The 24891-nt window shown below is 70.5% G+C and carries 16 protein-coding genes; 13 read left to right on the top strand and 3 right to left on the bottom strand.

Annotated elements, in window-relative coordinates; translation table 11 throughout:
- The first annotated feature begins 122 nt into the window (after positions 1 to 122).
- The 4 genes from ACH413_RS26730 (at position 123) to ACH413_RS26715 (ending at position 5982) form a co-directional block, all read left to right on the top strand.
- Positions 123 to 515, top strand: coding sequence for a hypothetical protein (locus ACH413_RS26730; protein WP_360031752.1), 393 nt, complete (start codon positions 123 to 125; stop codon positions 513 to 515).
- Positions 512 to 1477: a hypothetical protein gene (locus ACH413_RS26725; protein WP_360031754.1), complete on the top strand. Its 966-nt coding sequence runs from the start codon at positions 512 to 514 to the stop codon at positions 1475 to 1477. The genes ACH413_RS26730 and ACH413_RS26725 overlap by 4 nt, the downstream gene beginning before the upstream one ends.
- On the top strand, positions 1452 to 4862 hold the full coding sequence (locus ACH413_RS26720; protein WP_360031756.1) for a CHAT domain-containing protein: 3411 nt from the start codon (positions 1452 to 1454) through the stop codon (positions 4860 to 4862). Before ACH413_RS26725 ends, ACH413_RS26720 begins: the two co-directional genes overlap by 26 nt.
- Before the next feature lie 382 nt (positions 4863 to 5244).
- Positions 5245 to 5982: a chitinase gene (locus tag ACH413_RS26715; RefSeq protein ID WP_360031758.1), complete on the top strand. Its 738-nt coding sequence runs from the start codon at positions 5245 to 5247 to the stop codon at positions 5980 to 5982.
- A gap of 64 nt (positions 5983 to 6046) precedes the next feature.
- Here the strand turns inward: ACH413_RS26715 and ACH413_RS26710 are convergent, their stop codons facing one another.
- Entirely contained in the window at positions 6047 to 7219 is a 1173-nt protein-coding gene (locus tag ACH413_RS26710; RefSeq protein WP_360031760.1) for an NAD(P)/FAD-dependent oxidoreductase, read from the bottom strand.
- A 231-nt stretch (positions 7220 to 7450) separates the two neighbouring features.
- On the opposite strand from ACH413_RS26710, the gene ACH413_RS26705 reads away from it, so the two are divergent.
- Together ACH413_RS26705 and ACH413_RS26700 are read left to right on the top strand one after the other, a co-directional pair.
- Complete coding sequence (locus ACH413_RS26705) at positions 7451 to 8134, top strand: response regulator transcription factor (protein WP_360031762.1); 684 nt, start codon at positions 7451 to 7453, stop codon at positions 8132 to 8134.
- A gap of 56 nt (positions 8135 to 8190) precedes the next feature.
- Entirely contained in the window at positions 8191 to 9546 is a 1356-nt protein-coding gene (locus tag ACH413_RS26700) for an ATP-binding protein (protein WP_360031764.1), read from the top strand.
- A gap of 45 nt (positions 9547 to 9591) precedes the next feature.
- Here ACH413_RS26700 and ACH413_RS26695 read toward each other — a convergent pair whose 3' ends face one another.
- Positions 9592 to 11727 carry an MMPL family transporter gene (locus ACH413_RS26695; protein WP_360031765.1) on the bottom strand — a complete coding sequence of 712 codons (2136 nt, stop codon included), beginning with the start codon at positions 11725 to 11727 and terminating at the stop codon, positions 9592 to 9594.
- Positions 11728 to 11932: 205 nt separating this feature from the next.
- On the opposite strand from ACH413_RS26695, the gene ACH413_RS26690 reads away from it, so the two are divergent.
- Positions 11933 to 13156 carry a hypothetical protein gene (locus tag ACH413_RS26690; RefSeq protein ID WP_360031767.1) on the top strand — a complete coding sequence of 408 codons (1224 nt, stop codon included), beginning with the start codon at positions 11933 to 11935 and terminating at the stop codon, positions 13154 to 13156.
- A gap of 1 nt (position 13157) precedes the next feature.
- A complete protein-coding gene (locus ACH413_RS26685) occupies positions 13158 to 14111 on the top strand; it encodes a Rieske 2Fe-2S domain-containing protein (protein WP_360031769.1) in 954 nt (317 codons plus the stop codon).
- A 7-nt stretch (positions 14112 to 14118) separates the two neighbouring features.
- Here the strand turns inward: ACH413_RS26685 and ACH413_RS26680 are convergent, their stop codons facing one another.
- Positions 14119 to 14784, bottom strand: a complete 666-nt coding sequence (locus ACH413_RS26680; RefSeq protein WP_360031771.1) for a response regulator transcription factor — start codon at positions 14782 to 14784, stop codon at positions 14119 to 14121.
- 651 nt (positions 14785 to 15435) lie between these two features.
- On the opposite strand from ACH413_RS26680, the gene ACH413_RS26675 reads away from it, so the two are divergent.
- From ACH413_RS26675 to ACH413_RS26655, 5 genes are read left to right on the top strand one after another with little or no spacing between them, the layout of a single operon-like run.
- Entirely contained in the window at positions 15436 to 18849 is a 3414-nt protein-coding gene (locus ACH413_RS26675) for a penicillin-binding transpeptidase domain-containing protein (RefSeq protein WP_360031773.1), read from the top strand.
- A complete protein-coding gene (locus ACH413_RS26670; RefSeq protein ID WP_360031775.1) occupies positions 18846 to 20936 on the top strand; it encodes a hypothetical protein in 2091 nt (696 codons plus the stop codon). Before ACH413_RS26675 ends, ACH413_RS26670 begins: the two co-directional genes overlap by 4 nt.
- Positions 20937 to 20940: 4 nt before the next feature.
- On the top strand, positions 20941 to 21225 hold the full coding sequence (locus tag ACH413_RS26665; RefSeq protein ID WP_360031777.1) for a hypothetical protein: 285 nt from the start codon (positions 20941 to 20943) through the stop codon (positions 21223 to 21225).
- Positions 21226 to 21238: 13 nt separating this feature from the next.
- A complete protein-coding gene (locus ACH413_RS26660; protein WP_360031779.1) occupies positions 21239 to 22978 on the top strand; it encodes a hypothetical protein in 1740 nt (579 codons plus the stop codon).
- Positions 22975 to 24891, top strand: a complete 1917-nt coding sequence (locus tag ACH413_RS26655; RefSeq protein WP_360031781.1) for a hypothetical protein — start codon at positions 22975 to 22977, stop codon at positions 24889 to 24891. Before ACH413_RS26660 ends, ACH413_RS26655 begins: the two co-directional genes overlap by 4 nt.

Genomic DNA, 24891 nt, shown 5'->3' with positions numbered 1-24891 from the left:
ACGGAAACCCGACGTTGCAGGTTGGAAGCTGCGCAGTGGGAGACGGCCGGGCCGCTTTGGGCGTAACGCCGGGCGGGACTGCACCGATCCTGACTAACGGCACGCAAATCTTTGGGGGCCTCGTGGAGCGCAGCGCGCGGACGGACGACGACGTAGCCGCTGGCCTCGACCACGTCTGCGCGCGCCTGGACCAGATCCGCGAGACGCTGACGCTCTCTTCTGACGGCGTGGGTGTGCTGGACACGGTGCTGGCCGCCGTCGCGCAGGACAGGAATCCGGCAGCGGCGCTGGAGGATCTGCACCGCGCGCTGCGCGCGGCAGGCGACACGCTGGGGGTCTTCGGCGGCGCGCGGTCCGGGATCAAGCCACCGGGAATCGAGTCGTCCAGCGGGCGCGATTCCGTTTACGTGTGCCCACGAGACGCCCATCCCTGCGCTCGTCACGCATGGCCCTCGGCGGCCGCGGAGCACCGGTGCAAGATCAGTGACCAGGAGTTGCGTCGGGTGTGGTTGTGACGGGATTCCTCGGGCAACTCGGCAAGAACCTGGCCGACAAGTGGCTGAGCCTGATGGCGGTGCCCGGGGCGCTGTATCTGGCGGTCCTGCTCACGGCTCGCGCTCTCGGCCAATCGCACACGTTCGACGTGAACACGCTGACAACGAGTTTCACCGGTTGGGCCAAGGGTTTCTCGGTGTCGAGCACCGGCGGCCAAGTCGCGCTCCTGGCCGCGGCGCTGGCCGCATGTGGCGCGGTGGGCCTGGTCGCGCGGGGCTTGGCCGGCGGGATCGAACGGGTCGTGCTGGCGGCCGGCTGGCGTCGTTGGCCCGCGCCACTGCGGTGGGCCGCGAACCGACGCGTCGCCCGGCGTCGGAGGCGATGGGACGACGCCAGCCGGCATCTCGACCGGCTGCGCGAGAAAAGTGCTCGCGCCGCGGCGCTGCGCAAGCCGTACGACGACGATGAACTGAGTCGAGCCCGCGAAGCCGTGCACCGCATCGCGTTGACCCGGCCGGACCGGCCGACCTGGAGCGGAGATCGAGTCCAGGCTGCCGCCGCACGCCTGCTGCGTGACCATCGAATCGACTTCGGCCTGGTGTGGCCCCATCTGTGGCTCACGCTGGCCGCGCCGCAACAAGATGAGATCAGCGCGGCTCGGGACACCTTGGGCCGCGCCGCGCTGCTGGGCTCATGGGCGGTGTTGTACGCGCCACTCGCGTTCATGTGGTGGCCCGCCGCTCCAGTGGCCCTGGTCGTGGCCGTCACGGCCCATCACCGGTTCCGGGAGGCTGTGCAGGTGTACGCGCAACTCCTGGAGGCGGCGGTCCGCGTCTACACCGGGCCGATGGCCAGTCAGCTCGGCATCGAGTTCACCGGCCGCCTGCCCGCCGACATCGGCGACCAGCTGACCGACCTGCTTGGCCCCGTCCCACCGCCGGATGGAGACGATCACCATGGGACTGCGCGACAAATGGCGTGAGGCAACGCGTCGGCGAACCGAGGCGCGGCGCGAAGAACTGTTCGCGTCTCTGATCGCGTTGCTGGAGGCGACCGAGGCGACTCGGAACTTCGAACTCGTACTGCGGCCCGGCGTCGCGCGGGACGCGAAGGAACTGAGGCGGCTCTTCGACGAGAACGACCCGCCGGAAGTCGCCTGGAAGACGCTGCGGCTGCTGGGATGGCTGCATTGGTATCGGTACAACGGGCTGCCGGTGCCGGACGGACGGGAGGCGCTGGACTTCGCCTTGCAGGCCTTCACCTTCTGTTTCCTCGTCGGGCTGGAAACGCCGGGGGTGCTGGCCTCCGAACTCGCCGATCGCGTGACGGCCGAGGCGATCGAGCTGTTCGAGCGAGCTCGGGAGGGGAGCGCGGACGAGGAGCAGCTGGACGATCTGGTGGCGTTGTGGACCAGGATCGTCGACGGCACTCCGGACAACTCCACCCGGCCCGGCCGACTGTGGCATCTGAGCAGATCGTTGCTGATCCGCTACGGCCGCACCGGGAACCAGACCGATCTGGACGAGGCGGTCGACCGCGGGCGCGAGTCGGTGCGGATCTCTCCTGGCGACAGTCGCTTCGATCTGGTCGGCCGCCTGGCGTCGCTGGCCGAGGCGCTTCTGCTCACCTCTCAGCACGCACCCGACGGGCTTGCCGTGCTGACCGAGTCGATCGACGCCGGCGAGCAAGCGCTGGAGATCGCCGACGACGGCCACCCGGACCGGCCGGGCGTCCTGGTCGACCTGGCGTACGCCTGGAACGCGCGATCCCTGCTCACGGGCCGAGCCGACGACCTGGACCGGGCTGTGGGGATCGCTTCGGCCGCGGCCGAAGTGCTGCCGGACGGTGGCGAGAGAACTCTTGTCCTGACGAACCTCTGCAACCGGCTGATCGTCCGATCTGGACGGACCGGCGGCCTGGCGGACCTCGATGAGGCGGTCCGGGTCGGGAGAGTGGCCGTCGAATCCGGCGGCGACCACGACGATCTGGCCATGGCACGCTCGAATCTCGCGGGCGCGTTGCGCGCCAGGTCCGAACGCACCGGCGCGATCGACGACCTGCACGAGGCCATCCGCGTGGCCGGCGAGGCGGTGACCGCCGCGCGCGCGGCGAACGTCAACGCGGGTATGTACCTGTCGAACCTGGCCGGCGTGATCCAGGCCAGATTCGAACGGACCGGTGCGCTGGGCGACCTCGACGGAGCCGTCGAGGCGGGCCGGGACGCCGTGGTCGCCGCCGAGGGCCTCCGCGGCGACGACATCGGCGATCTTGCCCTGTACCTGTCGAATCTCGGCGGCACCCTGCGGATCAGGTCCAGCCGCGCCGAGGACGCCGAGGAGCTCGCACGGTATCTGGACGAGGCGATCACGGTCGGGCGGCGGGCGGTCGAGACCGCGGCCGACGACCACCCGCGCCGGCCGCTGATGCTCACCAACCTGGGTGGCGCACTGATGACCCGGCATCGGCTGCATCAGGACGCCGAGGATCTGGACGAGGCGATCGACGTGTGCCGGGAGGCGACCGCGCTCGCTGGCGACGGCCACCCCGATCAGGCGATGACCAACGCCAACCTCAGTCAGATGCTGCAGGCCCGCTACGAGGAGAACGGCGACGCGACCAGCCTGGACGAGGCGATCGCGGCGGCCAGGCTCGCCACCACGGTGATCCCACCGGATCACCCGGACCGGGCCAAGTACCTGTTCATGCTGGGCTCCGGCCTGGAGGCTCGATCCGACGCCGGGAAGGAAGCTCGGCACGCCTTCGAGGCGGCGGTGGCGATTCCAGGCGGGGCACCCTCGGTGCGCATCCGTGCCGCCCGCGCGGCCGCAGCGCTCTCAGTGCCCGACGACCCGGCCAAGGCGGCGACACTCGAGGCCGCGGTGTTGCTGCTGTTCGAACTCACCCCGCAGTACCTGCGGCGGGCCGACCGGCAGGTCGCGATCGCCGAAACCGCGGGCCTGGCCAACGATGCCGCTGCGGCCGTGCTGACTTCGGCGCCCGATGGCGCGATGCGGGCCCTGGGGCTGCTGGAGGCCGGCCGCGCGGTTTTGCTCAGCCAGAGTCTGCAGACCCGCAGCGATCTGACCGATCTGCGGGCGGCCCGGGCCGATCTCGCCGCGCGTTTTGTCGAGCTGCGCAACCGGTTGGACCAGGACGCCACCGCGATCGAGATCGGTCAGCGGCCTGACAGCCGGGCCGACCTGCCCGGTGAACTGGCCGCCGTCCTCGACCAGATCCGCGCCCTCGACGGGTTCGGGTCCTTCGGCCTGGCCCCCGCTGCCGGCGAGCTGATGCCCGAGGCGGCGCACGGGCCGGTCGTCACCTTCAACATCACCGCCGATCGAAGCGACGCGCTGCTGCTGACCGCCGACGGTGTTCGGCTGTTGCCGTTGCCAGACCTCGACTTCGCCGCGCTGATCGAGCAGGTCGACACCTTTCACCAGGCGCTGCGGCAGACCACCGACCGGGACGCCGACCGCGCCGGCGCGCAGCGCACCTTGGCCGCCGTTCTGGGCTGGTTGTGGGACGTCGCCGCCGGTCCGGTGTTGGCCGCCTTGGGTTTCGACTCCTCCCCGACCGACTGCTGGCCCCGCGTGTGGTGGGTCCCCGGCGGTCTGCTCGGCCTGCTGCCCCTGCACGCCTCCGGGTACCACGGCGATTCCTCCCGTCGCACCGTGATCGACCGCGTGGTCAGCTCCTACACCCCGACCATCCGTGCCTTGCACCACGCTCGCCAGGCCGGCAATGCCGTGGGACCGTCACGTTCGCTCATCGTCGCCATGCCAACCACCCCGGGCCTGCCCCGCGACGGGCGTCTTCGGCACGTCTCCGACGAGGCCCACCTCGTGAACGACCTGCTGCCCGAGCCACTCCTGCTCGTGGAAGGTGAGGACACCCCGACCACCTCGCGCGTCCTCACCGAGTTGGCCAGCAGGGCCGTCGCTCACTTCGCGTGCCATGGCACGCACGACGCCACCGACCCGTCACAGAGCCGGCTGCTCCTGCACGACCACTTGACCACGCCGTTGACCGTGGCCAGCCTCGCCACCATCAGCCTCGACCACGCCCGGCTCGCCTATCTTTCGGCCTGCGAGACCGCGTTGAACACCTCCGGCCACCTCCTCGACGAGGCCATCCACCTGACCTCGGCCTTCCAACTCGCCGGTTTTCCCCACGTCATCGGCACGCTGTGGGCGCTCGACGACGAGATCGCCGTCGAGATCGCCGAGGACTTCTACCGCGGTCTGCCCGCCGACCGGCCGACCTCCCGCGCGGCGTTCGCCTTGCACGACGCCGTCCGCCGGCAACGCGACCGCTATCCGGCCACGCCCTCGTTGTGGGCCGGGCACATCCACGCCGGGGCGTGAACGGGGCCTTCGCAGTCCGGGTCACCCGCTGCACCAGGTACGGACCGACAGCCTGGCTCTGCGATCGGGTGATCGGGTCCACTGTGGACTTTCACCGTCGCCTGGGGAGCTCCACCGGCTCACCGGGCCACACGACTGGGCGTCGCATCGGCCGAGAAATCTCTACGGAGAGTAGAGATGCTGCCTACGTCCAGCCTCGGCCTTCATTCATTCGGCCCACTCGTCCTCTACTCGCTGCCAGATAGCGGAGCGATCACTGGGCCGTTCGCGGCCTCTTGCCGTGAGAGCGGTTTCACGCATCGACGATTGGTCCATACCTATTGCCGTAGCCCAACGGGATCGGTCGTACCGCGCACGACCGACATGACAAGAGGAGTTCCGAATGTCGACACCCCGGTTCCTGAAGCGCGCCGGAGTGGCCGTGGCCGCACTCGTCGCCACCACCGGCGCACTGGTGCTGCCCGCCACGACCTCGTCCGCCCAACCGTCCACATCGGACGCGTCCTTCGTGGTGAGCGAGGCTCAGTTCGACCAGATCTTCCCCGGCCGCAACAGCTTCTACACCTACAGCGGCCTGACTGCGGCCCTCGACGCCTACCCCGCCTTCGCCAACACCGGCGACGACACGGTGAAGAGGCAGGAAGCCGCAGCGTTCCTGGCCAACGTGAACCACGAGACCGGCGGCCTCGTCCACATCGTGGAGCAGAACCAGGCGAACTACCCGCACTACTGCGACGCCGGCCAACCCTACGGCTGTCCCGCGGGCCAGGCCGCGTACTACGGCCGCGGACCGATCCAGCTGACCTGGAACTTCAACTACAAGGCCGCCGGAGACAACCTCGGCATCGACCTGCTCGGCAACCCCTACCTCGTCGAGCAGGACGCGGCCGTCGCGTGGAAGACCGGCCTCTGGTACTGGAACACCCAGAGCGGCCCCGGCACGATGACCCCGCACGACGCGATGGTCAACGGCCGCGGTTTCGGCGAGACCATCCGCAGCATCAACGGCTCCATCGAGTGCAACGGCGGCAACCCGGCACAGGTGCAGAGCCGGATCGACAAGTACACGCAGATCACCGGGATCCTCGGCGTCCCGGCCGGCGGCAACCTGTCCTGCTGACCCGACCGCGGCGCGAGGGCCTTTCAGGCGAAAGGCCCTCGCGCAGTCGCAGGACACGACAGGGTCAGCTTGGCAGAGGGTTCTGCCCCATGCGCTGCTCTCCGATCCGCGCGGCTTCTCTGACGACGGAGAACCCGTAGCCGACCAATTCCTCCTGTTCGTAGTCCGCCAGGGCGCGGGCAAGACCGACCCGTCCGTCTACAACGGACTGCAGTGCGCGGCCGAGCAGGGCGGCGTCGCGCATCGCGATGTTGGCCCCGCGACCGAGTGTCGGCGTCATGGCGTGAATCGCGTCGCCGAGAAGCGTGACGTTGGCGGGGGCGTCCAGCACCGCCGGCACGCTGGTGTACATCTGCACCGAGAAGAACGAGTCGGAGTCCGCACGGCTGACGAGTTCGGCGGCACGGCCGGGCCAGGCGCCAAGAATCTTGGCCGCCACCTCGCGGAGTGCGTGCGCGTCCAGGTCGCGCACGCCGTCGAAGTACTCATGACGGCCGCCGACCACGCACACGACGTAGTCCTCCTGATCACGCATGGAGATTCCGGCCGCGTGTCGCCGGGCAGCTTCGGCGGGAGCCACCGGGAACCGCACAGAGCCGAGACCCAGGAAGACTTTCCGCTCGTCTGAAGCGATGGTGAAGATGTCCGTGAGCGTCTCGGCCGGTACCAACGGCTCCGCGACCGGAACCGCCACGCGTCCGTAGATCGCGGTGATCCCGGCATCCATGGTGCCGCACTGCGGTGCACGCTGATCGCGCACGACCGAGCGAATGCCGTCCGCACCGACCAACACGTCACCTCGCGCCGTCGACCCGTCGGAAAAATAGGCGGTCACACCGCTTTCGTCACTCTCGTGGTGTGTGAGGCCACGGCCGAACCGCACCACGTCGTCCATTCCGGCGAGCAGGATCTGGCGCAGCGTTGCCCTGTCGACGTTGCGGTGTTCATCGCGTTCCGGCAGGCGTTTGACGACCGAGAGGTCGGTCGTGAGGATCGTCGTGAACGGTTCGGTGCGTTGCGCCGTCGCCTCGAACACGGCGTGCAGCTCGGCGGTCAGCACTTCTCGGAGGGCGTCAAGCCCGTCGGAGTCGAGGTGTAGGCGATAGCCCTGGGGCCGATCCCACGGGCTCGCGTCGCGTTCGAAGACGGCGACGTCGATTCCGCGACCGCGGAGCGCATGGGCGAGGGTGAGGCCGCCGAGACCGGCACCGATGATGAGAACCTTCAAATCAGACACGGTCGTCCTTTGGTCGATGGTCGACAAAGGACGCACTGGTGACCTGATCACAGGTACTTGCACGAACGCTCACGCGTCACCCGGACTACCTACCGGGCAGTGACTTTCGCACGTCGCAGCCGACCCTAGGTGCGTTCTCACGATCCGGCAAGCTGGTGGGCTTTAACCCTGGTCTCAGGTTCATCGGAGACCATGAGCGGCTAAAGCGTCGGCTGGAGGGGGTGGGGCGGGGTGCGGATCATGATCGCGGATGACGAGGCGGCCATCCGTGAGTCGCTGGAGCGGGTGCTCCAGGTCGAGGGGTACGACACCAGCACCGTCGCCAACGGTCTCGCCGTGCTCGACGGGATCGACGGCGACGAGCCGGATCTGCTGATCCTCGACGTGATGATGCCCCGCCTCGGCGGGGTGGAGACCTGCCGGCGGTTGCGGGCGGCGGGCCGGGATCTGCCGGTGCTGATGCTGACCGCCCGGGATCAGGTCTCCGACCGGGTCGCCGGGCTGGACGCCGGCGCCGACGACTACCTGCCCAAGCCGTTCGCCACCGAGGAGTTGCTGGCCAGGGTCCGGGCCCTGCTGCGGCGCCGCACGACGGGTGACGACGAGTCGCAGGTCCTGACGTTCGCGGATCTCCGGGTCGATCCCGACAGGTTCGAGGCGTGGCGGGGTGAGCGGCCGCTGCGTCTGACGCGGACCGAGTTCTTCCTGCTGGAGGTCCTCGTGCGCAACGCGACCCGTGTGTTGACCCGCGGCGAGCTGTTCGGGGCGATCTGGGGCTTCGACATGAGCGTCACGTCCAACAACCTCCAGGTGTACGTGAGTTACCTGCGCCGCAAGATGGAGGCCGAGGGTGAGCCGCGACTGATATACACGCGGCGCGGTTTGGGGTACACGTTGCGGGAGACTCCTCCGTGAGCCGGGGCTCGCGGAGGTTGAGGCGTTGGTGGCGTCGGAGGTCCCTGCGGACCAGGATGACGGTGATCGCGGCGACGGCCATCGCGGCCAGTGTGTTCATGGCCTTCCAGGTGGCCAGCGAGTTGCTGGACCGGGAGCTGCAGGACGCCGCGGAGATCCAACTGCGCGCCGACTCCCGCGTCCTCGCTGCGAGCGCGGAGCGCGCTGGCCTGGCGCAGGTCGAGCTGCCGCCGTATCCCGGAGGCGGTCGGCTGGTTCGGGTCGTCCTGCCCGACGGCTCGGTCCGGACGCCGGACGGCCAGCCCGCGCTTCCTCCGGTCAGCGAGCAGGCCCGGGGCGTGGCGCAGGGCGTGGCGGCCGATCTGGTGGAGTCGGGTGACAGCGACGACGACGGCTACCTCGTCTACACGTTGCGGGCAGGGGGCGGCGCGGTCCAGGTGGCCCTCGTGGCCGACGACACCCCGATCAACCGGTTCGGGTTGGGCATGCTGCTGATCGGGCTGCTGTGCGTGGTCTGCGGCGCCCTGGTCGGGCGGGCCGTGGCGCGGACCGGGCTGGCACCGATCGACCGGCTGACCGCCGCCGCGGTCCGTGTCGCGCGCACCCGGGATCTCGACGCCGACATCCCGGACGAGGGCGGTGGGGAGATCCGGCAGCTGATCCGGTCGATCAACGACATGCTCGCCGCGCTCCGGGACTCCCGGCAGGCCCAGCGGTTGCTCGCCGAGGACGCCGCCCACGAGCTCAAGACCCCGCTCACCAGCCTGCGCCTCAACATCGAACTGCTGATCCGGCTCGATCGGCGCGGCACCCTGGGCAGCGCACTTCCCTCGGAGAGCCGGACCCGGCTGCTCAACGATCTCGGCTCCCAGGTGGCCGAGCTGAGCACCCTTGTCGCCGAGCTGACCGACCTGGCGCGCGGTGACGTCAGCGACGAGAACACCGAACTGCTCGACCTCGCCGACGTGGTGGTGGCCGCCGCGACCCAGGCGTGTTCCCGCACGCCCGACGTCGAGGTCGTGCTCGACGTGACGTCCGTGTGGGTGAGCGGGCGTCCCGCCGCGCTCCAACGGGCGGTGCTCAACCTCATCGACAACGCCGGCAAGTGGTCCCCCGCGGACCAGCCGGTCCAGGTTCGGCTCCGTGCCCAGGGCGCGTCGGCGGTGCTCGAGGTCGACGACGCCGGGCCGGGCATCGACGCCGCCGACGTACCGCGGGTGTTCGACCGGTTCTACCGCGCCGACAGCGCTCGGGCGTTGCCGGGATCCGGTCTGGGGCTGTCGATCGTGCAGCGGGTCGTCGACGCCCACGGCGGCCGGGCCACCGTGGGCCGCTCCGCACGCGGTGGCGCGTTGCTTCGGGTCGACCTTCCGGCTGTTCCGCTGCCACGGCTCACCACCGTCAGGCCGTGAGAGATCCGGGACGGGACTCGTTCCCCGTCCCGGATCTCCACGCACTCACCGTTGCAGCACAAGCTCTTCATCGTCGGCGAGCGGCCGTTGACCGTCCGGCGACACCACGGGTCGGGACAGCCGGCTCGGCCACCACATCCGCCGGCCGATCAGCAGGGTGAGGGCGGGCACCAGGACCGACCGCACCAGCAGGGCGTCGAGCAGCACGCCGAAGGCGACCAGGAACCCGACCTCGATCAGCATCACCAGCGGAAGCGTGGTGAGGACCGCGAACGTGGCCGCCAGGACCAGGCCTGCCGAGGTGATGACGCCACCGGTGGCGGAGAGGGCTTTGAGCATGCCCGCTCTGGTGCCCAGACGCGCGGTCTCCTCCCGTGCCCGGCTGGCCAGGAAGATGTTGTAGTCGACGCCGAGCGCCACCAGGAACAGGAATGCCAGCAGTGGCACCGAATAGTCGACGCCCTTGAACCCGAGGATCGTGTCGAAGACGAACACGCTGCCGCCGAAGGCCGCCGCGAACGAGACGACCACGGTGGCCATCAGCACCAGCGGGGCCACGATCGCCCGGAGCAGCAGCCCGAGGACGAGCAGGACGACGACGAGCACCAGCGGGATCACCAGCTTCTCGTCGCGGCTGGTGGTCACCTCGGTGTCGAGGTGCTCCGCGCTCGGCCCGCCGACCATCGCCTCCGCCCCGCTCACCGCGTGCACGGCGGTGCGCACCCGCTTGATCGTGTCGTACTCCGCGGCGGTGTCCGGCGCGTCCGTCGGGAACACCGAGATGTCGGCCCAGCCACCGCTGGTCTGACCCGGAATGGCCACTGCCACGCCAGGAGTGCCCTTGACGACGTCGAGCACCCGCTCCTGGTGCGCCGGTCGCGTGAAGATCGTCATCGGCTGGCCACCGAGCTCCGGGAAGTGCTGGCGCAGAACGGTGAAGCCGGTGACCGACTCCGGCGCGGACACGAACTGGTCCTGCTCCCGCAGGGCACCGGTGTTGCCCGTCAGCCCGATGGTGAGCACGCCCAGGACTCCGAGCGAGCCGAGCGTCGCCACCCACCGGCGGCGGCTGATGGTGGCGCCGAGCCGGACCCACAGCCCCGGCTTCTCCCCCACGGCCGCGCCGAACCGCGGGATGGCCGGCCAGAAGATCCGCCTGCCGAGCACCACCAGCAGCGCCGGGAACAGCGTCAGCATGGCCACCAGCGCGCACAGGATGCCGGCCGCGCCGATCGGGCCCAATCCGCTGGTGCTGTTCAGGTCCGCGACGAGCAGGCAGAGCAGGCCGGCGACCACGGTGGCCGCGGACGCGACGATGGCCGGCGCCGCGCCGCGCAACGCGTGGACCATCGCGACCCGGACGTTCTCGTGGTGGTGCAACGCTTCCCGATATCGCGCGATGAGCAACAACGCGTAGTCCGTGCCGACGCCGAACACCAGGATCGTCAGCAGCGCCGAGTTCTGGTCGTTGACCACGATGCCGAAACCCTTGACCAGCAAGTAAACGGTCGCCATCGAGGTCAGTGCGGCCGCGCCCACTGCCACCAGCGGGATGAGCCACAACACCGGGCTGCGGTAGGTGATGATCAGCAGGAGCGTGACGACGACGATGGTGGTGAGGAGGACCTGCAGGTCGATGCCGTCGAAGACGGCGTCCATGTCGCCCTCGACCGCGGCCGGGCCGGTCACCTCGAGCTGGAGGCCGCCGGGGCGGTCCTTCGCGGCGTCGCGCAGCGGGCCGACGATGGCCTCCGGTGCGCCGTAGGTCGTGCTCACGTCGAGGGTGAACATCATTGCCTTGCCGTCGTTGGAGGGTCTCGTCCGCGGGCCCTCTTCGTCCTCGCCGGGCGGGGCCGCCACCTTCGGCGGGTACCGCTTGGCAAGGGTGTCGTAGTGGCGCTCGACCGTCGCGCGGTCGGCGTCGGTCATCCCGCTGTCGCGGTGGTACACGAAGACGAACGTGTTGTCGTTCCCGCCGGGGAGACCGTCCTCCAGTGCCGCGACCTTGGTGGACTCGGCGTTCGCCGGCAGGGTGTCCACGGCTTTGTCGGTGGTGACCGAACTCAGCTTTCCGCTCAACGGCCCCATGACGACGGTCAGCACCAACCACAAGCCGATCACCAACCACGGCACCCACCGGCCTGCCGGCTTCTTTCCGGACGGCGCTGCTTTGACTGCCATTAAAGAGCCTCCCGCACAAGTGATGCTTCGCCTGTCTGGCATCGACTTCCTACCGAGCGAATCTGAGAGGACCGTTAATGCGGTGCTCAGGTCCGTCGGCAGTCCTAAGGGGACTCAACGGAGTAGTACCGTCGTACCGCCTCCCTGCCGAAGTGACGACCGCGGTACGACGCAACGGGACGGATTCCGCCCTAGCGTTCAGGTCATGAGGAAAACTGACAGTCCACTGTGGAGGTTTGGGGCGGCCACCGTGGCGCTGGCGACGGCGTTCGCCGTCGTTGCCTGCGGGTCGAACGCCGGCAACGGCGCGGCGCCCGTCCCGCCCGGCCCGCACAACGGACACGCGGGACAGCCGCCGGCTCCGACGCAGCCACTGCGCGCCGGCGAGCGGTTCGCCGACCTGAAGATGGCCGAGGCCTACACGCCCGCTCCGCCGGAGGGCGGCGGCACGGACGAGTACCGGTGCCAGGTGATCGATCCGGGCCTGACCAAGGCGGAGTTCCTGACCGGGACCCAGGTCGTGCCGGAGAACGTCGCCCTCGCGCACCACGCCATCGTGTACGCGGTGCCGCCGGGCGGCGCTGCCCTCGTGCGCGAGCAGGACGCGAAGACCCCCGGCCTCGGCTGGCAGTGTTTCGGCGGGACCGGCGTGGTCGGCGCCGACGTGGAGAGCGAGGACGAGAGCGCCGACCCTGGCGCGACGTGGGTGGACACCTGGGCGCCGGGCGCCACGGAGACGCTGTACACCCAGGACGCCGGCTTCAAGCTGGAGCCGGGCAGCCTGCTCATCCTCCAGATGCACTACAACCTGCTCGTGACCGACGGCAAGCCGGCCGGGTCGGATCGCACGGCGGTGCGGCTGCGGCTGACCGAGGGCACGCCGCAGACCCGGGAACTCGACACGTTCCCGCTCGACGCGCCGACCGAGCTGCCCTGCACCGCCGACGAGTCGGGTCCGCTCTGCGACCGGGCGGCCTCGATCGCGGACGTGACGAAGCGGTTCGGGCCGGAGGTCGGTGAAACCGCGGATCGTCAGCTGGAGGAGTGCGGCCAGAGCGCGCCGAAGCCCGGCGACACCCAGACCTGCGACCACGAGGTGCCGGCGCCGATGACGCTGTTCGCCGGTTTCGGCCACATGCACCTGCTCGGGCGGGCCATCAAGGTCGAACTCAACCCGGGCAAGCCGAACGCCAAGGTCGTGCTGGACGTGCCGCAGTTCGACTTCGACAACCAGCGGCTGGTGAAGCTGCCGGAGCCGGTGGAGATCGGCCCTGGGGACACGCTGCGGGTGACGTGCACGCACGACGCCGGGCTGCGCAAACGGTTGCCACAGCTGAGCAAGCTGCCGCCGCGTTACGTGGTGTGGGGCGACGGCACCAGCGACGAGATGTGCGCGGGCATCATGACGGTCTCCCCCCGCAAGTCCTGACATGAAACGGTTGCGTTGGGACTCCCCGAGGCGGTCGCCGGTCTGGGTGTTGCTGCCACTGCGTGCTTTTCTCGGTGGCACCTTCTTCTACGCCGGTGTCTCCAAGCTCCTCGACACGCACTACCTGGACGGCACCTCCCCACTCGGTGTCCACGCGCAGATGGTGAACGCCGCCGCGACCTCCCCGATCGGCCCGCTGGTCTCGCTGGCCGCCGACCACGCGACCGTCGCCGGGCTGGCGATCGCTCTCGGGGAGATCGCGGTCGGGCTCGGCACCCTGCTCGGGCTGTTCACCCGGCTCGCCGCACTCGGCGGTGTCCTCCTCTCGCTCAGCTTCTTCCTGACGGTGAGCTGGACGACTCGGCCGTACTACGTCGGGGCCGACATCGTGTTCGCCCTCGCCTGGACGCCGTTGCTCATCGCGGGCGACGCCGGGGTGTTGTCACTGAGTGCCCGGCTGCGTGCGAAGGTGCGGCACGGGCTCGGCCTGCCGCCGCACCCCGCGCCGGACGAGGACGGGACGGTGCAGGACGACGTCGAGCGGCGCACCGTGCTGCGGAGCGGTCTGATCGCGGGGGCGGCGACCGCTGCCGGAGTCACCGCGGGCAGCGTGCTGGCGCTCGCCCGGCGCCCTGCCGGCTCGTCCGCGGACCCGGTGAGCCACGGCCCGGTGATCGCCGCGGTCGACGACGTCGCCGTCGGTTCGTCGAAGAGCTTCACGACGCCGAACGGGATGCCCGCCCATCTTCTGCGCCCGGCGACGGACACCTTCCTGGCGTTCAACGCGACCTGCAGTCATCAGGGCTGCCCGGTCGCCTACGTCGGCCCTGGATTCCAGTGCCCTTGCCACGGCGCCACCTACGACGAGAACGGACAGGTGACCGGAGGGCCGGCACCCGCACCACTGATCAAAATCCCGGTCAAGGTCGTTGAAGGCCAGGTGGTGCTCGCCTGACGAAGCGTCAGATCGGCCGGGTGAGTCTCAGGTCGTAGGCGAGGATGACGGCCTGGATCCGGTTCCGTGCGCCGATCTTGGCGAGGACCCGCCCGACGTGGGTCTTCACCGTCGACTCCGACAGCGTGAACCGTTGCGCGATCTCGCCGTTGGTGAGGCCGTGGCCGATGGCGACGAGGATCTCGCGCTCTCGGCCGGTCAGGGAGTCCAGCCGGGGATCCTTCCGCACGGGCCCGCCGAGGTCGTCGTCGAGCTGGTCGGCGACCGTGTCGAGCAGCCGCCGGGTCAGCACCGGCGCGATCACCGCGTCCCCGGCGGCGACGGCGCGGATGCCGGCCAGCAGTTCCTCCGGGCGGGTGTCCTTGAGCAGGAACCCGCTCGCCCCGGCCCGCAGCACGGCGAACGCGTACCGGTCCACGTCGAACGTCGTCAGCACGAGGATTCGCGAACGCCCACCGGCGGCGGCGATGCGCCGGGTGGCCTCGATCCCGTCGACGCCCGGCACGCGGATGTCCATCAGCACCACGTCGGGTCGCAGCTCGGTGGTCCGCCGAACGGCCTCGGCGCCGTTCTCGGCCTCGCCGACGATCTCGGTGTCGGGGGTGCTCTCCAGCAACATGCGGAACCCGAAGCGCTGCAGCGGCTGGGGGTCCACCACGAGCACAGAGATCATGAACGGCTGCCTTTCAGGGTCGCGTGGACGGTTCAGCCGCCGTCCGGTGCGGGGCCGACACCGCGTCGCCCGGCGATGCCCAGTTCATACCGAGCGGACCTGAGACGACCGTTAAAACGGTGCTCAGGGCCGGGTGGTCGCCGGCGCGGGTTCGTTCCAGCCGCCGTGCCGAGGGGTGTGGGAGCACGTTCTGGCGCCGTCACCCGAATGCGGTGAACTTCGACTGCAACAAGACCGGGCGATAGTGCGTTCCAGCAGCATGCGGAGGCCGAACTCGGCGCCGCACCCGCAGGGACATGGCGACCCGGAGGTAATTGGCCACTTTCTGACAACGAAACCAAGCACCCTCGCCCGCTGACATCGGCACACTCGGCTGTCATGACGTCGATCCGTTGCAGCACAACGGACTCCACTGCTGCCGCGGGGCCATAGAAATCGCGAATCAGCGGCGCTCAAAGCCTTTTCAGGTGCGCGGAAGAATGTCGAGTCGACGTCGACGGGAATATCCGAAAACGTTCGTCGGCGCCGTAACGCGGATCGATGCCGGTCCGATCAGCACTGTGGTTCAACGGGAGCGCGACTCACCGCGTCTCCCCATTCAGCAATCAGTGACGTTCACCCCTGTTCAGGAATCGGAGGGCTGCAGCGGCGATGAGTAACGGCCTCTCCGCGTACTTGGCGATGTTCTTCGGCGGCACGGCGGGTTTCAGCCGGCTGTTCGTTCTGCTCGGACTGGCGCTGGCCGTCGGCAACGGACTGCGGTTCCTGACCAGCAGGCCCTCGGTGGCGATCGCCGCGCTCGGTTCGCCGCAGCCGGGGCGGTTCTTCACCGTGCCCGCGGTGCTGGTGCGCGGTGGCGTTCCGAGCCTGTGGTGGCCGTTGGTGCTGCTGTGGCTGGGGTTCTGGTTCGGCACCGAGTTCCGGACCACCCCTTGGTTCCTCGCGGTGCTGGTGCTCGTGCTGGCCGGGGTGGCGTGCGGGCTGCATCTGCTGAAGGCGGTGCACGAGCGGCGCGGCGAAGAAGTGGTGTCCGGGCCGGCGTTGGCGGTGTTGCTGACGACGGGGGTGCTCGTTCTCTTCGGGTTGTTGCTCACCGTGCGGCTGGAGGTCGTGCGCGATCCGGCTGTCGGGTTTCTCGGTGCGCTCGAAGGGGATGCGCCTGCCGCGGCGCTGACCAAGGTGATCCTGCCCGCCGCGGTGCTCGCGGGGGCGTTGGGGTTGCTGGCGCTGAAGCTGCGGCCAGGGCGGATCCGGTTCGAGCGGCCGCGGCACGACCGGTGGCACGCCGCTGGGCTCGTCGTGGTCTTCCTGCTGTTCGCGGCGCCGCTGCTGGGTGACGGGCAGCTCACGCTGGGCGGGATCGCGACGCCGGAGTACGGGAAGATCATCTATCTCGCGGTGCTCGCGATGATGCTGGCGGACCACGCGTACGGGTTCCGGATCGAGCGCGACCCGCTGCGGAACGCGAAGACCGATCCGAAGCTCGCGATCAAGGCACGGCGGCATCTGCTGTACCCGTTCGCGTTGTTCGGCGTGGTCGGTGTCGCCAGCACGCTCAAGTCCGACATCGGACCGTTGATCCCGGTGTTCGCGGCGACGGTGACCATGGTGTGGCTCGTGGTCCGCGCCGAGGTGTCGAAGTCGTTGTACGTGAGCGGCCAACGAGGTGCGAAGCGGTCGATGGCCGCGACGCAGACCGCGTGGACGTTCGTCAAGCCCGTGGTCGTGCCGCTGCTCGCGCTGGCGGCGGTGGGTCTTCTGGTCATGGTGAGCACCTCGTACATCACGACGCGGTGGGAAACGCAGCGCAACCCGTGGGTCTACAACTGGGCACAGTCCTGTGTGGACGCTCCGGAGACAGCGGCGGCACCGGTGACCCCGCCGGGAACCGCGGCGTGCCAGGAGACGCTCGGCGGCGGTTTCGCCAGCACGAACTCGCAGATCGCGCAGTCGCTCGCCACCATCGCCGACGGTGGCCTGTGGGGACGCGGACTCGCCGACACGACCTCCCGCGGGTTGCCCGCGGGCAGCTCGGACCTCGTGCTCGCGGTGATCTGGAGCAAGCTCGGCGGTGTCGTGGTGCTGCTGCTCAGCGCGTTGCTGGCGCTGCTGGCCGCGGCGCTCGCGAAGCTGTCCCGCACCACGGGCCAGGCGGCCTCGCCGGAACGGCTGTTCATCGGCGGGTTCGCGGGCATGGTGCTGGTGCAGTTCCTCTTCGTGCTGGCCGCGACGGTCAACGCCGTGCCGCACTCGGGCATCACCGCGCCGTTCCTGTCCTACGGCGTGCAGTCCACGGTCGCGCTCGGACTCGGCGTGATCATCGCGGTCGCGCTGCACTACCGGTCGGAGCCGCGACCCGAACCGCCGCCGAGACCGAGGCGGGTGCTGAGCCTCTCCCCCTCGCTGCTGGCTTTCGTGACCTGCCTGATGCTCGCGGGAGGCGTCACGGTCTGGCCCTACACCGGCCTCGCGGAGAACCGGCCCTTCTGCGCCACGACGTCGGCCGTGGTCGACGCGGAGAAGTGCTCGACCGACCGGATCGCGCACGCCCGCACGTCGGTCGAACTCGTCGTCGGCGGCAAGGCGCAGTACGTGCGCAAGGGCGCCGATCCGACCTGGACACCGGTGGGGCAACCCACCGTCGCGCTGGCCGATCTCGCCGGGATCGTCGACGGCAGCGCGTTGAACGACGCGTTGTCGAGCGGATCCGGCACGTCGTTCGCGGAACGCGTCGGCCCGGCGGCGACCACGACGCCGGGGTCGGTCGAGCTGTCCGTCGACCCCACGCTCCAGGCCGCCATGGCGACGGCGCTGCGGACGCCCGCGCCCGGCGCCGGCCCGCTCGCCGGCGGACTGGTCGTGCTGGACGCGCGCACCGGGCACGTGCTCACGTCGGCCAGCGCGCCGACCGAGACCGCCCGCACCACCGCCGACGTCACGGTCACGCGGGAGATGGAGGACTTCCTCGCCTCGCACCGGAAGTACTACCACCGCAAGGGAGACGGCACGCCGGACGAGACGCGTCCGTGCAGCACGAACCAGCCGACCACCGAGGAACGCGCGGACTGCGTTCGCTGGGGTCTGCGCGCGGACCCCGGCCCTCGTTCGGCCGAGGTGCAGGCGGCTCTGCGGGTCTACGTGGGAGGGCTCGAGGGCATGGCGCTGCCGGGTCCGACGGTCAACCGGGCGCTCGGCAAGCGGTACGGCCTCGGCTCCACGTTCAAGGTCGTCGTCGCGGCGGCGTACCTGCGCCAGCCGGGCACGACCGCCCAGGACCTGATCCCGGCGCCGCTGTCCGTGCAGCTCGGCGGCAAGCCGATCCACAACTACGGCAAGGTCGCCTGCCCCGGCACGAGGCCCGACGGGCAGATCTCGCTGACCCAGGCGCTCGCGGTCTCGTGCAACACCGCGTTCGTCCAGCTCGCGGGCAAGATCGGGTGGCAGAGCGTCGAGGAGACGGCGAAGGCGTTCGGGTTCTCGCTCGCCGGGCCCGAACCGGGAAACGCGTGGCTCGCCGGGGTGGTAGCGGGGGTCGACTCCGTTGTGCCGCACGGCCTCGCGGCGTCCGACATCGGCAACCCGGTGCTCGGCGGCGGCGCCGTCGAGGGCACCCCGCTGCAGATGGCCGCCGTGATGGCCGCGGTCGCCAACAACGGCACCACGATCCAGCCGTCGCTGGTCACCTCCGTCACCGACCCGAACGGCGGCGCGCGTCGCCCGGTCGCCGGCGAGACGCGCAAGGTGCTGGAACCCGCGCAGGCCGAGCAGCTGCGACTGGCGTTGTCCGCCACCACCACCGCGGGCACCGCGACCGGACTGTCCACTGCGAACGGAGGGGAGCTGTGGGTGAAGACCGGCACGCACGTGCTGGTCGAGGACGACGCGAATCCGCCGCCGGGACAGTTCGTCCGGCAGATCGCGTGGCTCGTCGGCGCCATGCCGACCACGAAGGGACCGGTGTCGTTCGCCGTCGCCGTCGAGACGAGCGACGAGCAGGCCGGCGCGGATCGAGTCCGCCTGCTCGCACAGCAGGCGATCAACAAGGTCACGGAGGTGCGCGGATGACCACCGACATCGACCCCCGCTTCGAGGAGGCGGCGCGGATCGAGGCCACCACGAGGTTCCACGAGTTCCTGGTGCGCGAGAAGGCGCCGGCGAGCGGCGTCTGGCTGGTCAAGATCCGGATCGTGACCTCGCGCCCGCTGTCCGACCCGGTGCGGGCGAAGATCCGCGAGTCGCTCCTCGACGTGCGCGGCGGCCACCGCGACATCCGCACCAGGGTCACGTTCGTCGTCGACCCGGTCGTGCCGCGCGGCTGCGAGGTGCGGTGCGACACGGCGGAGGCGGGCCGCGAGGAGGTCTCCGAGCCGCCGCCGGAGTTCGACGACGACCAGTCCGAACTGCTGGTGCTGAGCTGGGGCGCGCTGCGGTTCGAGTTCGTGCTGTCGGCGAGCCCGAAGTGGTTGCCGTTCGGGCGCCCGCACGCCAGGGACGACTACGGGCCGGGTGTGGTGCTGCCCCGGTCGATGCTCGCCGTGCCGTCCGGCAGGCTGCTGGACTTCCGCTTCCACAACGGGGAGCTGGAGCTGCGCCGGTTCCCGCACGGCCCGCACATCGCGGTGTCCGCCGACGACCACCTGCTGATCGCCGAGCAGGCCCCGCACGTCGCAGGCCGCCGCGGCCGGATCACCTTCACCGACCTCAACACCGGCCTGGGCTGCACGCTCGACTACGAACTGCAGGACTGGCTGGTCGGCCAGCCGAGCGTGCCGGGCGAACCCGACCACCTCGACGGCTCGCCGCACCCCACCGTGCACGAGACGGGCCGGATCCTGCTGATCGAACCGCCGTCCACCGCGAACAAGCCGGAGGAACGGCTCTTCCCGGTGCCGTCGAGCAGTGCGGAACGGCCGATGCGGCACCTGGTGACACAGGTGCTCTACTCGGTGGCCGCCGAGCAGGACCGGCCCGAAAGTCGGTGGCACGTCAAGATGTACCGCTGCGCCACCCCGCAGCACGCCGCCCAGCTGCGCCGGTACCTGCGCACCCAGGCCGTGCTCATCGAGCAGGTCAACGCCTCGGTCGGCGGCACCGCGCAGGCGCCGCCGTGGGTGATCACGCCGGTGCACGTGCTGTCCGGCCGGACCGGCCTGACCGGGCCACCGCAGGCGACGAACCTCTCGATGCCGGAACACGAGGTGGTGTCCGACCCGGAGAACCGGCTGTCCGCGTGGTTCGGCGTCGCCGACCGGCCCCAGCCCGCCTGCTTCGTCCTCGTGGTGTCGCCGCTGCTGACGCCGGTCGGCTGGCCCAGGGCGGACATGCGCACGGTCGCGCCGGGCGTCGAGCAGCTGCCGGAGCTGCGCACCCTCGCGATCGGCCTGGACGCGATGCACAAGCGGGACATCGCGCACTGCGACATCAAGCCGGCCAACGTCTGCCGCTACCTCACCGCGAACAACCGCAGCGGGTACGTGCTGATCGACGGCGACTCGGTGGCGCGGGCCACGGCGCAGTTGCCCGAGCTGAGGTTCAGCGCCGCCTACGCCTCACCGGAGGTGCTCTACCAGCGGCACCGCATGCGGGCGCCCGGCAGGGAACGGCAGGAGATCGACCTGCGCGAGCACGACCGGTTCGGCTTCGCGCTGGTCGTGCTCACGGCCGTCGCGGGCGAGGACCGGGTCGCGCCGATGCTGACGCAGGACGACGACGGCCGGCGCACGGTCGACTCGCCGGACGTCGTGGCCGGTGCGCTCGCGGCCTACTGGCCGGAGCACTGGCGGCCGTTCGCCAAGGTGCTCGCGGCGCCCTTCCAGCCGAACGCGCTGGGCGGCGACGAGTGGAGCGCCACCAGGTGGATCGACGAGCTGCAGTCGCTCATCAGGACCCGTCCGTCCACACCGGACGATCAGCGCGAGGACGAGCGGCTGCCCCCGGTCGGCAGGCACGCGCGGCACGTGGACGAGATCCGCGCCGAGGTGCGTGCACAACCGCAGGGGCGCAAGACCCGCGTCCCGGCGGTCGCCGCGGCGGTGCAGCGGCACCAGTTCACCGTGGCGCGGCACGCGTACTGGCGGGAGGTCGCGGTGCGCGGCCTGCTGCCGATGGCGGTCCCGCTGATCCTGCTGTTCAGCCTGTGGATGGGGAGGTGATGTCGTGCGCTACCAGGAGACGCTGCCCGGTGCGTTGCGCGACGCGGTGCGCCGGGTGTGCCCACCGCCGGACTTCGACGAGTCGATCCGGCACGTGATCGGCGACTGGGTGCTGTGGGAGGAGCCGACCGCGACGGTCGCGCGCCGGGAGGCCGAGCCGCACGTGCACGGCTACCTCGAGCAGGCGGCCGCGGCGGGGGCGACGTGCGGCAGGGCGTTCTCCCGGCTCGTCCTGCTGCCGGTCACCGCGCTGCTGCTGGTGCTGTTCGTCCTGCTGGCCCTGCTGTGAACGGAAGACGCGAATGACGCAGTCCCACAACCTCAACCAGCTCAGGCGATGTCCCGCGTGCGACGACGACCTGGGTGTGCCGCCGTCGCACGCCGAGGACGGTTCCTGGCGGCGGCCGAGCCTCCTGCTGGAGGTGTGCGGCACCGAGCGCGGCGCGATGGAGTGGCGGCTCAGCTCGTTCGACAACGCCGTCGAGGCGCAGTCGAAGGGCTACCACCGGTCCCGGCCCGGCTGGGTGTACCGCATGTGCGGTGACGGCCACGTCTTCCTCGACCACATCAGGATGACCGGCGAGGGTGTCGGTACCGAGTGGACGGTCGACGACTTCGACGTGGCCGCCACGATCGGCGGCGTCGCGGCCGGCAAGAGCTACCTGGTGCTGCGCACCCTGCACCAGCAGCTGTCGGTGAGCGGGCTGCCGCACATCACCTCGCCGGACCGGCCGATGCAGGTCAACAGCCACACGGTGGACTGGCTGGAGGACACGCCGTTGCAGGTGCTGCTGCAGAACTACCGCGAGACCGAGGAGAAGGGACTCCCGCTCGGGCCGACGGTGCTGCGCACCACGGTGCCGTTCCACTTCCTCAGCGCCAACATCTCCCCCGACGTCGTGCCCGCTCTCCTGGAGCTGCAGGAGAAGCTCGGCGGTGAGGGCCACCTCGACCGGTCGTCGTGGGGACGGCGGATCCGCCAGCCGATCCTGTGCCGGTACCAGATCGGCGGCAGGCGGGTGCTCGTCGCGGTCGCCGACCTCGCGGGCGAGCAGTTCGCGAAGTCGGCACTGGAGGACGACTACCACCAGCGGCTGCTGCGCAACTACGGCACGCTCACCTGGGTGATCGACCCGGCGATCGCGAAGCCGTTCGCCGCGTTCATCCCCGAGGACACCGCGGAGGAGACGCTCGCGGCCAGCGTCCGGCCGGGTGAGAGCGTGAACACCGACCTGCGTGCCGTGCTGAAACAGCGCAACTCGGTGCAGCGCCGGGTCGCGCGCACGCTCGCGCAGGACGCGGGCGTGTTCGCCGCCAACATCGGGGCGCGCCAGCACATGCTGGTGTGCATCACCAAGATGGACCTCGTCCACCTGGGTCTGCGGCGAGGCAGGAAGCTCGACGAGCTCGGCGCGCCAGGGGCGATCGTCAGTGGTGCCGCGCGGTATCTCGCGGAGCTCGCGGTCCGGTTCAGCGGGCCGAACCGAAGGATGGTCGAGGACGCGGCCCTGCACTCGATCGTCGACCCGATCGACCGGACGCGGCACGAGCCGAACCTGTTCGAGGCGACCGTGCGCCAGTTCGCCACGGCGATCGTGGACCACCACTCGGACCCGGACGCGTGGTGGAACCTGGTGCACGTCGGTGGTGGCGCGGTGATCCACGTGCGCGAGGGCGAGCACTCGTCGGTGCTGCCCGCGAGCCGGATCCTGTTGCCGTCGCTGGACGCGCACGTCGCGGGCGCGCTCACGCCGCACCAGTCGGCGGTGCTGCGCACCAGGGACCTGGTGATGTCCGCGCTGGGGTGCGGCATCGCGTTCGCGCTCGGGTTCGAGCAACAGGTCGAGTCGATGTTCGGCCAGAAGTGGCGCGACGTCCGGTTCTTCCTGTGCTCCCCGCTGGAGCACGCGCCCGTCCGGGTCGCCGCGACGAGCGAGCTGATCGAGCCGCAGGACGCGCGGGCGGTCTTCCCCGATGTCGACGAGAGATCAGCGGCACTGTCCCAGTTGCTGCTCTGCCTGCTCCGGAGGATGCGGCCGTGACCGAACACGTCGTCGTTGAGTGGGGTGACCACGCCGGTGGCGGCTTCGCGCCGTACGCCGATCCGCGGCGGGGCGAGGCGCCCGCGCCCGCGTTCGTGAGGGCGGCGCACGACCTGCAGGACGAGATCGTGCCTCAGCCGCCGGAGGACGCGCGCGACAACGACCGGTTCCCGGTGTGGGGACTGCAGAAGGTCGATGTCGAGGACCACGGTCCGCACTGGTGCTTCACCGTGCAGGGCCGGGGTGGCGCGTTCGGGCGGGCGGGCAGCTGCCAGTTCCTGTTCGCGCCCGTCGCCGCCGATCCCGCCGAGGTGTGGGCGCACGGCGTCGCACGGGTCGGCCGGGACGGCAAGCTCGGTCACGAACCGCGCCCGATCTCACCGCACAGCGTGGACCCGTCCTTGCTCCTGGGGCCGCTCACGGCGCTGGCCGAACGCCGCAGGCGCGTCGCGGTGGCCGGCTCCCCCGCCGAGGTCGCGGCCGTGATCGGGTGCCTCGTCACGGCGTTGCCGAGCGCGGTGGTGGCCGAGCACATCTGGATGACGTTCCCGCTGAGCACTCCGGTGCTGGACAAGCGTCCCAGTGTCACCGGGCGGTGGCCGGCCGAGCAGTCGGACAACCTCAGCGCGCGGCGGGTCGCGCGCTGGCTCGAGCCCGACCCCGACGAGTTGCCGGAGTCCCTGCCCCGTCGCGCGGACGAGGCGCTCAGGTGGCTGGCTCAGCTCGCCGCGTCCGGGCGACGCAACCCCGCGCACCGCCGTGCGGCGTCGTTGCGGGCGTTGCTGGACCTGATCATCGCCGAGGAGCTGGGCATCACCGAGGCGGACATCGCGGGCCTGGTGCACGCGCACGAACAGCGGCTGCGCAACGGCACCAACTCGGACATGGTCCTGCGGTGGGCGTCCCAGCAGCCCGGCTCCGCGATCAGCGAACTGCTCAGGACACCGCCGCAGTGGCTCGAGGCACTGCTGTTCGACGGGTTGATGCACGCGCAGCTGCACGCCGGACGCGGGCAGAACCCGGCACTCTTCCCGCCCGCGCACGCCGTCAGCGGCAGCTGGCACGGGCGGCTCGCCGAACTCCTCCGTGCGCGTTACCACCAGCAGGAGGAGCTCCAACGGTTCGTGCGCGACCACGTGGTCGCACCCGGAAAGCCGCTCGGCACAGCCGATCTCGTGCAGGACTGGCGGAGCTGGCTGGTGAAGCTCGGCGTCTCGCCGAACGACCCGTCCATCTTCCCGTTGCCCGCCAAGGACATCGCGGCGGCCCTGGCCCAGACCGGCCGGATCTCCGACGCGCACCAGCAGTTCCTGCGGGCCGCGGGCGACCCGGCCGACTCGATCAGGTTGGTCGTGCAGCGCATGGAGGACGTGAGTCCGGCGAGCGCCGCCGTGCTGATGGCGGTGCCGGACAACGCCGAGGGCCGGGTCCAGGTGCTCGAGAACGTGCTCGCGCGCAACACCTTCCGCGGGTCGGAGGCCGCGGCGTGGCTCGTCAAGCTCATGGCGACGACCGGCTCGAGCCGGGTGAAGGAGGCGGCGGTCATCGCCGGGACCCGGCACCTCGAGAAGAGCGGGACGCTGCCCGCCACGTTCCTGGTCTCGGCGCTGGAGTACTGGAGCGTGCATTCGGAGAAGGATCCCGTCGCACATGTGGTGCTGCGCGATGCGGGGCTTCTGTTGCGTCCCACCGCACCTGCCAGGAACACGCCCTCGCCGGTGCCGCGCCACGACGACCGCTGGCAGGCGCGGGACGAACCGGCCCGCTCGCTCGCGTTCGTCCCCGAGGCTCCGCAGGAGGAGGACCGGGACGACGGGCAGGGCTCGTGGTGGGCCGTGTCCGCGCTGGTCGCGACGTCGGTGGTCGTCGTGCTCTTCCTCCTGGTGAGCGCCGTGCTCGGTCGATTGGGGTAG

The organism is Lentzea sp. NPDC020367 (assembly GCF_044387305.1).
Taxonomy (GTDB): domain Bacteria; phylum Actinomycetota; class Actinomycetes; order Mycobacteriales; family Pseudonocardiaceae; genus Lentzea.
The sequence above is the reverse complement of the archived record's forward strand: the minus strand, read 5'-3'. Positions and strand labels throughout refer to the sequence as shown.